Annotated in this window: 14 protein-coding genes; 4 read left to right on the top strand and 10 right to left on the bottom strand. The window is 68.6% G+C overall.

Features of this window, described 5'->3' with window-relative positions; translation table 11 throughout:
* Positions 1–16: 16 nt before the first annotated feature.
* The 10 genes from ASG36_RS20685 to ASG36_RS20730 form a co-directional block, all read right to left on the bottom strand.
* Positions 17–481, bottom strand: coding sequence for a pilus assembly protein TadE (locus ASG36_RS20685; protein WP_055768866.1), 465 nt, complete (start codon positions 479–481; stop codon positions 17–19).
* Positions 478–879 (bottom strand): TadE family protein, encoded by a 402-nt coding sequence (locus ASG36_RS20690; RefSeq protein ID WP_055768869.1) that lies wholly within the window; start codon positions 877–879, stop codon positions 478–480. The genes ASG36_RS20685 and ASG36_RS20690 overlap by 4 nt, the downstream gene beginning before the upstream one ends.
* A gap of 69 nt (positions 880–948) precedes the next feature.
* Positions 949–1,104: a hypothetical protein gene (locus ASG36_RS22450; RefSeq protein WP_235495384.1), complete on the bottom strand. Its 156-nt coding sequence runs from the start codon at positions 1,102–1,104 to the stop codon at positions 949–951.
* A gap of 95 nt (positions 1,105–1,199) precedes the next feature.
* A complete protein-coding gene (locus ASG36_RS20700) occupies positions 1,200–1,916 on the bottom strand; it encodes a type II secretion system F family protein (protein ID WP_235495386.1) in 717 nt (238 codons plus the stop codon).
* 185 nt (positions 1,917–2,101) lie between these two features.
* Positions 2,102–2,815 (bottom strand): type II secretion system F family protein, encoded by a 714-nt coding sequence (locus ASG36_RS20705; protein WP_235495388.1) that lies wholly within the window; start codon positions 2,813–2,815, stop codon positions 2,102–2,104.
* Positions 2,816–2,961: 146 nt separating this feature from the next.
* The gene (locus ASG36_RS20710) at positions 2,962–4,425 is read right to left on the bottom strand and encodes a CpaF family protein (RefSeq protein WP_235495390.1); all 1,464 of its coding nucleotides are present in this window, start codon (positions 4,423–4,425) and stop codon (positions 2,962–2,964) included.
* The gene (locus ASG36_RS20715) at positions 4,422–5,165 is read right to left on the bottom strand and encodes a hypothetical protein (RefSeq protein WP_235495392.1); all 744 of its coding nucleotides are present in this window, start codon (positions 5,163–5,165) and stop codon (positions 4,422–4,424) included. Before ASG36_RS20715 ends, ASG36_RS20710 begins: the two co-directional genes overlap by 4 nt.
* A 43-nt stretch (positions 5,166–5,208) precedes the next feature.
* A complete protein-coding gene (locus tag ASG36_RS20720; RefSeq protein WP_235495393.1) occupies positions 5,209–5,763 on the bottom strand; it encodes an SAF domain-containing protein in 555 nt (184 codons plus the stop codon).
* Positions 5,764–5,906: 143 nt separating this feature from the next.
* Positions 5,907–6,566, bottom strand: coding sequence for a hypothetical protein (locus ASG36_RS20725; protein WP_235495395.1), 660 nt, complete (start codon positions 6,564–6,566; stop codon positions 5,907–5,909).
* 284 nt (positions 6,567–6,850) lie between these two features.
* Positions 6,851–7,357: a hypothetical protein gene (locus ASG36_RS20730; protein WP_235495397.1), complete on the bottom strand. Its 507-nt coding sequence runs from the start codon at positions 7,355–7,357 to the stop codon at positions 6,851–6,853.
* Positions 7,358–7,716: 359 nt separating this feature from the next.
* Here ASG36_RS20730 and ASG36_RS20735 point away from each other — a divergent pair, with 359 nt between their 5' ends.
* From ASG36_RS20735 to ASG36_RS20750, 4 genes are all read left to right on the top strand, one after another.
* Positions 7,717–8,355: a hypothetical protein gene (locus ASG36_RS20735; protein WP_055768892.1), complete on the top strand. Its 639-nt coding sequence runs from the start codon at positions 7,717–7,719 to the stop codon at positions 8,353–8,355.
* Positions 8,356–8,636: 281 nt separating this feature from the next.
* Positions 8,637–9,953 carry a hypothetical protein gene (locus ASG36_RS20740; RefSeq protein WP_055768894.1) on the top strand — a complete coding sequence of 439 codons (1,317 nt, stop codon included), beginning with the start codon at positions 8,637–8,639 and terminating at the stop codon, positions 9,951–9,953.
* A gap of 14 nt (positions 9,954–9,967) precedes the next feature.
* Positions 9,968–12,544, top strand: coding sequence for a ThiF family adenylyltransferase (locus ASG36_RS20745; RefSeq protein WP_055768897.1), 2,577 nt, complete (start codon positions 9,968–9,970; stop codon positions 12,542–12,544).
* Positions 12,511–13,716, top strand: a complete 1,206-nt coding sequence (locus ASG36_RS20750; protein WP_082523400.1) for a patatin-like phospholipase family protein — start codon at positions 12,511–12,513, stop codon at positions 13,714–13,716. Before ASG36_RS20745 ends, ASG36_RS20750 begins: the two co-directional genes overlap by 34 nt.
* Positions 13,717–13,878: the final 162 nt, after the last annotated feature.

The following is a 13,878-nucleotide window of genomic DNA, read 5'->3' on the forward strand; positions in this document are numbered from 1 at the left end:
GTCCGTCCGGCTCCCTTCACGACACGTCTCTCGCCGGGTCGAGTGGGCTCGTCGCGCTGTCCCGGAGTGTCCTCGTACCGGGCAGCCCCTCGATGCCGACGTCGGAGAAGCGGACGGTGCACGACACCTCCACGGTGACCGTGCCGACGGCACCTGGCGGGCCGGCAAAGCCGGCCGCGTCGACGAGAACCAGCACGTCCGAGCAGTGCAGGTCACGTTGGGTCAGCGCCTCAGTGGCCGCAGCGGTAGCCAGCAGCTCTGCGGCCCCCGCAGAGCGAGCCAGTGACGCCTCCCGCGCAGCGATCCCAGCAACGCCGCTGATCCGGTCCCCCGCCAGGGCGATCCGCGCGCCGACGACGAGCATGGCCAGGACCAGCATGGCCACGGGCAGCAGGATGGCGAGTTCGACCGACTCCGACCCGCGGTCGTCCCACACCCGTTTGGCGGCGCCGCGGTTCTTGGACCGACGGTTGCGGTTCACGGCGAGTCCGGGGTGGTGAAGCGCTCCCTGGCTTGCTCGACCGTCACGTCGACCGTGGGGCTGAAGCCGGGCAGTGGGATGACGTTCGGCACCGAGGCAACCATGCGGATGGACACTGTCGTGGCCGTGTCGTCCTGAGTGACGGAGTAGCTCGTCATGGACCCGGTGCCCAGCTGGGCGAGGTAGGCGTCCGCGGCCTGCTGCCCCTCCCCCGCCGGCGCTCCCTCGACGCTCCCGGCCCGCGCTCCGGCCTGAGCCGCCGCCTCCGCTGCTTCCCTGGCGAAGTACCACATGCCGAGTTGGGGTCCGGCGAGGAGCAGGACGACGATGACGGGGAAGAGGATCGCGAACTCGACGCTGGACGAACCCCGTTCCGCGGCGGTGCCTGCCGCGCACACCCGACTCCCGGACCACCGCTGGGGTGTCCGGGTGCTGGTCGGGAGGCTGCGCACGACGTCGGGTCCGACCTACTGGAAGAGCGCCGTCTTGCTGGCGACGAACGCGACTGCAGCCGTCGTGACGGCGGCGCCCAGAGCGATGGCCAGGATGACCATGAACGCCTTCTCCGACGAGTCGGATCCGCGGTCGTCGGTGACGTTCTCCGCCCGGAGCCAACCGACCACACGGGCAACGGTCACGACCACGGCACTCACAGCGCGTTGCCGCAGCTCAGGACTCGAGGGCAGGGACATGGACGACCTCCTGGTCGACGACGGGTTCACGGGGCGGTGCCGAACATGCGGAGCAGGAACGGAACGAGGACGAAGAGGGTCAACCCGGTCACCAGCAGGGCCAGCGGGCGAGCCATCCGCTCGCTGATCTCGTTGGCTGCTGTCCGGGCGCCGGAGAGCTCGGCGTGCCGGAGCGTCCGGGCACTGGCCAGCAGGGTGTTGTAGACCGACCCCCCGTCGGCGGCTACAGCGGCGATGTCCGCCAGGCTGCGCAGTTCGGCCACGTCGAGCTCGGCACCGAGATCGCGGAGGTCGGTCCAGGGCTTGCGCCCGGACAACGCAGCTCGACGAATGGCCCGGTGCATCCGGACGAAGGGCATGCTCCCCGAGATCTCCGCGGCCTCCTCGAGAGCCTGCTCGACCGACCCACGGGCCCGTCGCTCCCCCGCGACGAGCGTCAGGAACGACTCCAGGTTGCTCCGGAACTCGGCACGGGCCGAGGCGGCCTGTTCTCTCACCTCGGCCGATGGCAGCAACCACCCGGCGACCGCCAGCGCTAGGCCGACCGCACCCGGGATCGCGAACGGCACCCACACGTCGACCAGCGACAGAGCCAGACCCAGCAGGACCGGGGTCATCAGCCCCGTCAGCGCCAGCGTCAGCTTGCGCACCGCCAGCTGGGTGCGGGTGCGGCCGAGGATGGACAGATCGGCGTCGGAGACACCGACCCGGGACTCGAGCGCTCCCACCAGGGAGCGGGGCAAGACGTCCCACCAGCTCCGTGCCGCGCCCGTCGACGGTGAAGACGACGAGCGGGAACCGGGCGGACCAGGAGCCAACTGTTCGAGAGCCGCCCCGAGCGAAGGCGGGGCGGGCCGCACCGCTCGCACCAGGAGGACCAGTCCCAGCGCCATCACCATCCCGGCGAGAGTCGCCGTCTGCAGCCCTGTCATGTACGCACCTGAGCCAGGCCGGGGTGCGTCAGGACCCGCACGGGCGGCGGCGGATCCGACAACGTGCGCATCCACCGAAGCGCTGTCGCGAAGACCGTGGCCACCACCAGGAGAGCCACCTGACCGAACGCGGTCGAGTAGCCCGAGAGGAAGGTCCGGGCGAAGAGCATCATCCCGACCACCAGGATCAGCGTCGTCAGCACGATGGTGCGCATGTTGGCCCGCGGCTTCGCCCGCTCCGCTTCCACCTCGCGGACCATGCGTGAGCGCTCATCGAGATCCGTCGCCAGGGCAGTCAGGACCTCTGCGAGACCCGGGCCGCCGTTGCGTTCCCGGAGGATCAGGACCATGGCGATCTTGTCGGCAGCCGGGTCGGCCACCTCGTCGGCGAACTGCCGCAGCGCCGACTCGACGCCCTGAGGCCCCATGCGGTTGACGAGGTTCGTGACCGCTGGGCTGATCGACGACGGTGCGGAGAGCAGCGAACGGCGCAGAGCTTCGCGGGTCGACCCCACAGCGCCAGAGCCGATCAGGTCAGCGAGACGTCGCGTCCAGTCAGCCAGGGCATCCGATCTTCCGATCAGCTGCCTCGACGCCTTGCCTCCTCCCAACACCTGGGGAATGAACACGACACCCGCAGCTGTGCCCACAGCGGCGACCGGCCAGCCGGTCACGAGCAGCACCAGGATGCCGGCGACCAGCGCGCCCACGTGGAGGAGCGTGACGCGGGGCTTGGTCCGCGCACGACGGCGCCGCGTTCTGGGGAGCACCTCGACGCCTCGGAGGGCAGCCACGAGGCAGACGAGCCCCGCGGAGACGGCGAGACCAGCCGACGTCAGCAAGGCGAGACCGGCCGTCATGACCCAGCACCGCGGAGGGCCGGCCAGTCGCTGTGGTCCGGATGCAGCCAGTCCGGGTCGAACCCGACATCGCGGAGCCGCTGCGCCAGGCCGTCGCTCATCATGCCTGCGCCGGTGGCCTGGGCACGCCCGTCGCCGGCTCGAGGGGCAAAGACCGGCGTGAGATCGGGCCGCCCCGCATCTCCCATGGCACCGAGCTCGTAGACACCGGAGACGAACCGGGCGTAGCCGCGATCCCGCTGGACGTGGACGACGAGGCCCAGTGCCGCTAGGGAGCGGAGCACCAGGTCCGACGACGGTGGCGGGTGGGCCTTCAGCGCGTTGATCAGGACCTTGTCGAACACACCCTCGGCGGACGGAGAGTGGATCGTGCACATCACCGACGAGATGCCGCTGGTCGCGGCCTCGAGAAGCGAGATGACGTAGGCGCCACGCACCTCACCGACCAACACCCATGTCGGGGACGCGCGCAAAGCCAGGTGCAAGGCGTCGCCCATGTCGAAGCCCCCGCGGCCTTCGGCGTTGGGCAGACGGGACTCGAAGGGCCGGCAGACGGCATGCCGCTTGACCATCTGTCGCTGAGCCGGGTCCCACCGTGGCAGGTGCAGGCCCAGCTCGCGCTCGTCCTCGACGGTGACCACCACGTTGTCCCACGGGATGGCGTTGCCCAGCGCCCGCAGCAGAGTGGTCTTGCCGACCCCGGGAGCGCCGGTGATGAGCGGTGAGACCCCGGCAGCCACCGCTGCCCGCAGGAACTCACGGAGCGGCGAATCGACCATGCCCATCGCGTGCAGGTCGTCGAGGCTCGGGTCGCTGTACCTGTGGACGCGGATGACACCGGCCGGCCGGGGCAAGACGTCCATCGCTGCCTGCAGCCGTGCACCCAGCTCGGTGACGCCCTGGAGACGGAGGTTGAGGACGGGACTGGCAGAAGAGAACTCGCGGCTGGACTGACCACCCTCGGAACGCGACGCGATGGACCGCAGCAGCTGCTCGAGCTCGGCGTCGCTGGCGGCGACCGGCGGCCCCGGCTCGAGCCGCCCGTCGACCTTGCGCAACATGGTCGGGTCGCAACCCTCGAAGTGGATGTCCTCCACGTCGTCCCTGGCGAGCAGGGGCGCGAGCCGCCCCAGCCCGTCGAGCTCCGCCAGGACGGCGGCGAAGATGGTGTCCTCGGTCGTCACTTCCGGCGCAGGTCGACCCCGGTTGGCCTCGTGAACCAGCCATTGTTCGTACTCGTCGCCGATCAGCTGCCTGGTGAGCTCCCGGCGCGGCCCGGGGGCGTAGTCCTTGTCCTCGGTCGTCAACCGGGTCGACACCCGGTCACGGATCTCAGCCACCACCCGGTACTCGGCCTCGGTCAGCTGCCGAGATGGTGCGGTGCCGTCGTTCCGCCGGCCCACCTCGGAAGGACCCGTTGACGGAGCGGATGACGAGTGGGGGCTGGTCGTGAGGGTCACGATGCCCATCCCGTCGAGGAGAGTGACGGCCCCGTCGTCGCTGCCAGCTCACGAACGAGAGAGGAGGTAGCCCGCATCAATGGCGACCGGCGCATGGCCCGGAGGCTCATCGGCTCTCCATCGGACAGCGCTGCTGCCGTCGCCCGGTCGTCGGGCAGCTCTCCGATGAGGGGCAGTCCCAACGCGCTGGCCACCTCGCCTGCCGGGTAAGGGCCTCGCCCCACGACGATGGCGGACACGGTGGCCAGGTCACCGAGCTCGTCGCGCAGACGACCAACCGTCTCCTGCGCTGCATGCACGGATCGCACGGTCGGCCGCACCGTCAGGAGAACGCGGTCGGCGGCTCGCACCACCGGCCAGCAGCCCCGCGTGGTGAGGAGACGCCCGGCGTCGACCAGCGCGTCCCGGCCGTGGCGAACCGCGGTCTGCCCGAGGGCCCCTGCCATCCGCTCCCACGCGGCGCCGCTGAAGGACTGGCCCTGCGTCGCCGTCCCGAAGCCGGGGATGAGCGAGACGCCGGGCCGCTCCGGAAGCTGGATCGCGTGCTCGACCAACAGTGCCGCGGATGCAGCCACCGGAAGGTCGTGGCGGGCGGCCGCGGACCACGACAGGAGACCTCGGTCGGTGCCCACCCGTCCGGCGAGCATCCCCGGCCCCATGTCACCGCCGGCGATGTCGCAGTCGACGACCGTCACCGGCCGGGGCCAGCTCAGGGCCAGCGCCCAGGTCGTGGTGGTCACCCCGGGTGCTGCTTTGCCTGAGGTCAGGACGGTGAGCACGGGGTCAGCCCCCCGCCGGTAGGAGGATCAGCGCCAGGCGTCCGGTCGAGGCGAGGGCCGCCATCGACGGCCCGTCCTCCTGATCCAGCCGGACGTCGATCACGGTCACCTGGGTGGACGGGTTGACCGGTCCGACCTCAGCGACGGTTGCCTCTACGGGCACGTCTTGCGGCCCCTCCCCCGACGTGCCGTCCTGGATGACCGACGCTGCTGCTCCCGGCGTCGCCACGACCAGGACCTGCTGGCCCGGGCTCAGCCCACTGGCCGGGAACTGGCCTTCCTGCAACGGCAGCGCCACAAGCACCTCGCCAGCGGGCAGCCCCGTGTCCACACCGATCTGAGCTCGAGTGAGCAGCTGCCCCGGGACGAGCGGCACCTGCGCGACCATCCCGATGACCTGAGCCTGCTCTGCGGCCGGGATGGGCGACAGGTTCGGGTCCGCGGGCACGCTGGCCACGGCGAGGTCAGCGGCGGTGATGGTCTCTCCGACCGGCACGTCCCGAGCCACGGCCAGGACGTCGGTGTGCGACGTCAGCATCTGGCCTGCGGAGTAGGCCACGAGCCCACCCAGGAGGACGACGAGGACGCTCAGGACCAGCGACCGCCGGCTGATCCGACGCTGCGCGGCGGCGCTTCGGATGGGAGGAGCGGAGGAAGCGCCCACTCGATCTTCGGTACGCGGGCTGGCTGTCACGGACGACGTCACCTGGTCACCACCGATTGCGCTTCTGCCACGGCGAAGGTGGCGTTCGACGTTGTCGTCACCTGGGGCAGAGTCCCGGTGGCGCCCGTCGAGGCCGTCCAGGAGACAGACCACTGGATGCCGTAAGTGGCGGTGACCTGCCCATCGGGCTGGCGGATGGAGGAGTGCGGGTAGCGGTAGTCGCAGCCTGATGGGGAGGGTGCCCAAACTCCGTCGGCCGGTTGCCAGGCGGTGCCTGGACCAGCACACATGGCAACGGCACCCCCGTCTCCTGGGGTGAAGCTCAGACCCGTGGGAACGACCTCGACCTGAGCCCACGCGCCGCCTGCATCGGCCCTTGCGCTCAGGGGCTGAAAGGACGACGGATCGGTCCAGAACCAGGTGTAGGCGTTGACCACGGTGTACGGCGAGCCGTTGTCCAGCTCACCGGCTGGATACATCCCCGCAGTCGGGATGGGGATGGTCAGCGCCTGCAACGCCTGCGCCGCGAGCACCGCAGGATCGACCGCGGGCGGTCCAGCCGGTGGGTCAGCCAACCAGAACGAGAACCCGCTCGTCCCGGGGAACGCTCCGCCCTCGGTGTAGAAGGTGCACAGGTAGATGGCGCCATCGGTCTGACCGCCCCAGACCGGGGACTCGAGCGGGGGCTGCACGGTCATCACCTGCGCGTAGCACTGGAGTTGCTGGACCCACCAGCCCGCGTCGCCCTGGCACGGGACGGTGGCCCCAGAAGCGGAGTCGGTGCACGCGGGCACCGCGGAACTGCCGGCGGGGGTCGCCGACCCGGGTGGCTGAGGGCTCGAGCTCGTGCCCGGCGACTCGGCCTGCACGATGCAGATGCCATGCGAGTCGTACTGCTGGCACGCAGCCGGAGCCGCGGACGCCGCGTCGGTCGCAACCAACAGAGTGCCAACTGCCATCCCAATGACCGCCAACAGGCGAGTCAGCCGTCGCACGACTGCGCCTGTTGGTTGGGTGCCTCGGTGACCCGCCACGACCCAGCGTCGGGGTAGTCGATGTTGACGATCATGAGCTGCTGGATCAGGTACGGCGGGCGGTCTGGTGCCACGACCGACGTCCCGCCCGCATCAGTGGCCTGGACCTGACTGACGTCGATGCAGGCGGTCACCGTGACAGTCGGCAGCAGAGGCTCAGGAGCCGCGTTCGGGTCGTTGGTCAGGTCGACCGGTCCTGCCGTGGCCGTCACGACCTGTGACCTCCCTGCCTGCTGGTAGCCCTGAGCGCGGAAGGCCTGGATCGCGGTGGCCTCGGCCGTTGCCTCCGAGGCGACAGCGACTGCGTAGACGTCGTCCAGAGGCCGAGACGGGTCCTCGTAGAGCTCGTCGATCGTCTGGACGTAGGTCGGGACGAGTGCGACCGCCTGCTCCGCAGCCAGCTCCGCCGGATCGGTCGTGACCTCAGCGCCCGTGGTGGTGGGCGAGCTCGCCACCGTGGAGGACGTGGATGGCTCCGACGGATCGGGTCCCGATGTCGAGCAGCTGGCGATCAGGAGGCCGGCTGCGACAGCTGCACCTGCCGAGACAGCCCGATTCCCCGTCATGTCGAGCCACCCTCCCTTGTCCGTCGTGTGAGTGGCGAGACTGCCTCCCCGCCGATGAACCACAACAAGAACAGGTGCCATGTCACTCGGTCGGGTGACACACAATGGGCAGATCCTTCCCATTTCGGTACCTCAGGGTGTAGCTGGGCACATGGGCCGCGCCGTACTGCCGACTACCGCTTCGGTCGTCGTGTGATCTCTCTGAGTCCGTTCCCCACGTGCTGTCGTTGGGAAGGAGCGGCGTCCATATGACGGTCACCGACCTTGTCCTTCCGTTGGCGATGGCGACGGTGGGAACGGTTCTGTGCCCCCTGTTCGTCGCGGCCGGCATGCGTCAACTGCACGGGCCGGCGCGGACTCGTGTGCGACTGCAGGTCGCCTGCCTGGTGCTCGGATGCCTGTGGGGATTCACAACCGGGAGCATCTCCAGCGGGGCAGCCGAATGGCCGCTCCGGCTGGCGCTCGTGGCCTGGGGTACGGCTCTGATCGCGGCTGGTGCCTGCGACGCAGTGACTCAGCGTGTTCCCACCTCGCTCTTGAGGACGAGCTTCCTGGGCACCGGCACCGCCATCGCCGCTGCGCTCCTGCTCCAAGGTGACGTGCGTGCCGTGGCCATCACAGCGATCGCTACCGCAGCAGCAACACTGACCCTGCTCGCCTCCTGGCGGTTCGCAGGTGCGGGCTTTGGTGACGTTCGACTTGCGGCTCTCGGCGGACTTGGACTCGGCCAGGTGACCGTCACCGGTGGAGTCCTCGGCCTGACCGCGATGGTCGTGGTCACGATGGTCCAGACAGCACTCGTGGTGTCATGCGGCGGTGATCGAAGGACCTTGACGCCCCTCGGACCGGCCATCGCGGTGGGCTTCCTGGTGGCGGCCGCAGCCTGACCACCCAGGTTCTGGGGCGAGCGGCCGCGGTGTTCTCGGCCCATCGGCGCCGGGCTGGGTTGCGGACGCCTCCTCAAGGTCGGAGGGCACGCCACCGGGGCGGGGCCGAATGCAGGACTCGAGGTGTCGTCCATGAGTGACCCGCAACTACTGCTGTTGGGGCTGCCGCGTCCGAGGCGCCGGGCGCGAACAACCAAGAATGTCGGAGGCTCAATTTAGGCTCGAAGGCGGCAGGACAACCGCGGGCGTTGGACAGCCACCAACCATCAGGAGTGATCGTCATGGGTTCCATGCTGGTTGACCGCGGCGTCGTGTTCTGGCCAGTGGGAAGTGGCGACAGCACCACCGTCGTGGTCGAGGAGGACCTCGTGATGCAAGTGGACCTGCGGGACATGGATAAGGCCGACGCCGATGACACCCCTGAAGTTCCGGTGGTCGACCGCCTCGTAGAGGCCCTCCCCCAGCGCGATGGTCGGCCTTACCTGGCTGTGTTCGTCCTGACCCATGCCGACAAAGACCACTGCGCCGGGTTCGCCGACCTGCTAACGGAGGTCACCATCGGTGAGCTGTGGGCCTCGCCCCGCCTGTGGCGTGAGCTGAAGGAGGACCCGAACGCCGAGATGTGCGAGGACGCTACGGCTTTCCACGACGAGGCGAAGCGAAGGGTGGAGGCCACCCGCCGCGCCGACGCCCGAGGCCAGGAACCGGTGAGCGGGGATCGGGTGCGGATCATCGGCCACGACCCAGATGGCGACCTATACGGCTACACCGACCTGCCCGACAAGCGCATCTCGCACCCCGGCCAGGTCATCACCACCCTGGACGACGTCGAGTGCGGTGAGCACTTCCAGGCGTTCTTGCACGCCCCGTTCAAGGACGACAGCGCCAAGGCCCGCAACGACACGTCTGTGGCCATGCAGATCACGCTCACCGAGGGACCAGGGACAGGCCGGTTCCTGCTCCTCGGCGACCTGGCCTACGAGACAATCACCAAGATCTTCGACTACAGCGAACGCAACGACCGCGGGGACCGCGTCGACTGGGACGTGCTTCTGGCCCCCCACCACTGCAGCAAATCTGTGATGTACGAGAACGGCGACGTCAACAACCTGCAGCAGGACCTGCTGGACACGATCGAACGTCACGGCATCTACCCCGCGACCATCGTGGCCAGCAGCAGCGAGATCCCCGCAGTCGACACGACCGGGGCCAACCCTCCGCACAAGATCGCAGCTGACCGGTACACCGAGATCGCCGACAACTTCCTGTGCACTGCCGACTACAGCCAGGGCAGCGAACCTGCACCGATCGTGTTCGAGGTGACCGAGAACGGAGCGGCTCTGCTGGATCCCGCCTACTTCGCCGAGGCCGCCCACACCGCCGTCAAGTCCAGCGGGGAGCCCAGGAGCCGTCTGCAGGCCGTCGCTGTGGCTGCCGCTGTCGTGGCAGCAGCCGTGGAGGCCAAGCGAGCCCTCAACCGCACACGCACCCCGGACCCCGGCAAGCCCCGCGGCGTGGAAAGCGTGCGCGAGCGCATCACCCAGCAGCGAGGAGGCCGACAGGCGCCGACGAAGACCGTCGGATTCGGTCACGAGTGACGACACCACCTGCTATGACGCCGGGACAGCAGCTAGCCCTGAAGCAGCTGGGCGAGTTGGCCACTGGGGACTCCGGGCTGGATCTCCTCGACCACCACAGCCCCGGGGACTCCCGGCTCCACATCACCATCTCGGTGCCCACCGACAGCAGCACATCCCCGGGGTCCGGCATTCGGCTTCGGGCACGCGAGAAGTTCGAGGTCATCGTCGATGCCACCTTCCCCTTCGCGCCGCCGACGGTGCAGGTCTCCCACCGGCGATGGGCTGGCACCCCCCACGTTCAATGGGGTCATCAGTTGTGCTTGTACGCAGCTCCCTCCACCGAGTGGGTGCCCAGCGACGGCATGAACGGGCTGCTCGAGCGCCTGCTGACCTGGTTGGAGCGGGCCGAAGCTGGCTCCCTGCAAGCCGAAGGGGTCCCCCTTCACCCGCCAGTGGCCTACACCTACCACTCAGTCGGCTCCCTGGTGGTCCGCGCCGACCTGGGCGACTTGGTGCCCTGGTGCGAGCCGGTGACGCCAGGCCCGCGACTCCTCACCGCGCTGTGCACCACGCAGCGCGGTAATTCGGCCCGCCTGGACGTCGTGGACTGGATGCCGGCCGATGAGTACCGAGCGCAGGTGGCCTTGGGGAAACCACCAACCGGCGTTAACGGCCGGTTCCTAATCGCCGCGGTGGTCATCCTCCTGCACCACGACATTGGCTTCGAGTACCCGGACAACGGCGCCGACCTGCTCCAAGGCCTCCACAACGCAGGTCTAGCGCCCGATGACCTCATCGAAGCGCTCGCCGTTTCCGCCTACGGCAATGCCCTCGCCGCTTACCGCCGTGGCTCGCCAGCCCCCGGGAACGACGACACTCCCTCCGAGGGTCCTGGCGGCGCACCACAACTGGTTCTGGTCGGCACCCCCTCGCGCACGATGGGTTCCGGTGCACGCTTGGCCCACCTGGTGGCCTGGCGGATCCCCCCGCAGACGGGCGAGCTGGCAACACACTTGGGCGCGCGCACCGTTGACCACTTCGACACCGACCCGGCAAAGAACCGTGCGGCCATGAGCCACTACCGGGACCTGAGCAAGCAGTGGCTCAGCAGTGACCCTGTCCTCTGGGCCCGGGTATTCGACGACCGGCGTGAGATCACCCAACGGCGGGACCACGCAAGCTCGGCCACCTGGCTCACCGGCAAGCGAGTGCTTCTGCTGGGTTGCGGAGCGTTGGGCGCCCCCATGGCCCAAGCCATCGTCCGCGCCGGTGCTGCAGCACTGGACATGGTGGACAACGGGTGGGTGACCCCGGGAATCCTGGTCCGCCAGCCCTTCAACGACGCAGACATCGGCCAACCGAAGGTCCTGGCGTTGAGCCCCCGACTGCGCCAGATCTGCCCCGACAACGACCGCCGCTGCACCATCGCCGGCCGGACCGAGAACGCCGTCACCGCCGCCGCTCGACTCACCACCGAGGGCGACAGCTACGACCTGGTCATCGACGCCACCGCCGACGCTGCGGTGCGGGCAGCTCTCGAGCGGGCCCGAGCAACCAGCAACCAGCAACCTACGCAAGTGACCGTCCTGCTCGGTCACCAAGCCCGCCGTGGGATCGTCACAGTTGCTCGGCCGGGTGCATCAGGCGGCGGAGAAGACATTCTGCGCCGCGTCGGATTGCTCGCGGCCTCCGGGGATGACCCGCAGCTCGACGACGTCGCAGCCGACTTTTATCCAACGACCCCCAGCGACCAGTTCTTCTTCCCCGAGCCAGGATGCTCGGCCCCCACCTTCATCGGTTCGGCCACCGAGTGCACTGCTCTGGCCACTTCACTGCTGGCTGGCGCCCTGGACATCTTGGACGGCCGAGTGATTGACGCAGGTGCGCAACCGATGACCGCGACGGTCATCCGCCTTGACTCTGCCGAGTCCGCCAAGGCGGCGGCGAGGACAACCTTGATCGGTTGGGACAACGACTACGTCCACTGGACTCATGACCGCCGGCACCAGGTCCGTCTGCGGCCGACTGCATGCGCAACCCTGCGTGCGCAGGCTCAGCACACCGCGCAGCGTTTCGGTTCCCGCGTGGAGACCGGCGGAATGCTGCTGGGTGAAATCGATGACGCCACCGGAGTCGTCTACCTTGACGCCGCCACCCCGCCCTCGCCAGACAGCATGTGCGGCACCCACCACTTCGAGCACGGAACAGAAGGAACCCAGGCCCTAATCGATCACCACACCGGACGCACCCGAGGCGTAACTAGCTTCATCGGCATGTGGCACACCCACCCGCTGGGACCAGCCCGTCCAAGTCGCACCGACGAGGCCGGGATGGCCAACCTCGTCACCCCCGTCGTGTCGAACTCGCCACGCGGCCTGATGCTCATTGCCGGTGGCACAGATGGTTGGGACACCTGGCGAGATGGTGCCGAAGACAATCCACCGCCCCAGCTCTACCTCCGCGTCGTGGAACGCAACAGCTCCGAGCCCGCACCGGCCTCACAGCCCGAGAGACCCGACGGGCAGTACTACCGGGCAGGGCAGGCACCGGCACCGGCACCGGCACCGGGGCGCTCATGGTGGCGCCGAATCCTGAGCAGGAGCTCGTGACAAGCCACCGCGACCGTCATGCCTCCGACACTGCGTCGCCCAGACCTCGGGTCGGTGTAGCCGTATCCGGCGGAGGCTTCCGAGCAACTGCTTTCGGGCTGGGGTGCTTTCGGGCGCTGCACAAGGCCGGAGTACTTCCTCTGGTACGCGTCGTCAGTGGCGTCAGCGGCGGGAGCATCCTTGCCGCCGCGTGGGCGTATGGTCCTGCCGACTTCGACGAGTTCGACCATACGGTCCAGCGACTGCTGACCGGCGGGCTGCAGCAGCGACTCGTGCTGGGAGCCCTGTCGCCCCGCCGACTGGGCCACCGAGGGCTTGACCTTGTTGCCTCCGCCACGCGTAGGGGCCGGGAGCGGCCCAGCCACAACCGCACCGACGTCCTAGCTGACCTGCTCACCGACCTGGTCTTAGGCAACCGGCTCATGCCCGACACCACCCACCCCGACGTGTCCACCGTCATCGCAGCCACCGACCTCGTCACCTCACGCGCCGTGCGTTTCGGGAGCCGGCTCAGTTCCCTGTCGACGTACGGCACCATCGTCGAGCCCATACCAGTCGCGCTCGCCGTCGCCGCCAGTGCGGCCTATCCACTGGCCTTCCCGGCAGTGCAGCGGACCTACACATTTCGCAAGGAAGGTTCCAGGAGCAAACACCGAGTTGCCCTCACCGACGGTGGCGTCTACGACAACCTAGGACTCGCTGTACTAGAGCAGACACGCAGCTCCCAACATAGCGATCACGTTTACCCGCTCGACTATGTCATCGCTTCTGATGCCGGCCGCCAAGAACTGGGTCGCTCACAGGCCGCATTGCTACCCGCTCGGCTGACCCGCAGCTACGCAATCACCTACCGCAAGACCCAGGATGGCACGCGCAACCGGCTGCACATGGCGGCCACCGCCGGCGACTACCGCGGAGTCGTCCACTCCTACCTTGGCCAACGCGATGAACGCCTCCCCATGCCCATTCCTGATTTGGTTCAGCTTCAGGATGTCAACGACTATCCAACGAACTTGGCGGCTGTCGCGGAGCTCAATTTGCGCGCCCTCACCGCACGCGGCGAGCAACTAACCGCTGCCCTGTTGTTGCACTACTGCCCAGAACTTGTCTTGACAGAAGACTCCCCCGGTTCGACAAACCGCCAATCTTCCGGTCCCGTTCTGCCCGATTGAGCGGTCGGTCGGTCAGTTCATCGATCAGGACGATGGAGTGGGTGCACTCCATCCTCCTGACAGGTGCTGGTCGCGGAGATTCTGAAACGGATCGAGTGGCACCGGCCTACGCGATGCAGCTACCCGGCCACATCAAGGCCCGTGATACTGATCTTGATACTG

The sequence above is a fragment of the Geodermatophilus sp. Leaf369 genome (genome assembly GCF_001424455.1).
Classification (GTDB): domain Bacteria; phylum Actinomycetota; class Actinomycetes; order Mycobacteriales; family Geodermatophilaceae; genus Klenkia.

Bases quoted from the DNA above. Each gene is read 5' to 3' on its own strand.
- ASG36_RS20750 (WP_082523400.1), top strand. From the start codon at position 12,511: ATGGTGGCGCCGAATCCTGAGCAGGAGCTCGTGACAAGCCACCGCGAC.
- ASG36_RS20725 (WP_235495395.1), bottom strand. From the start codon at position 6,566: ATGACCGTGCAGCCCCCGCTCGAGTCCCCGGTCTGGGGCGGTCAGACC.
- ASG36_RS20735 (WP_055768892.1), top strand. From the start codon at position 7,717: ATGACGGTCACCGACCTTGTCCTTCCGTTGGCGATGGCGACGGTGGGA.
- ASG36_RS20745 (WP_055768897.1), top strand. From the start codon at position 9,968: ATGACGCCGGGACAGCAGCTAGCCCTGAAGCAGCTGGGCGAGTTGGCC.
- ASG36_RS20740 (WP_055768894.1), top strand. From the start codon at position 8,637: ATGGGTTCCATGCTGGTTGACCGCGGCGTCGTGTTCTGGCCAGTGGGA.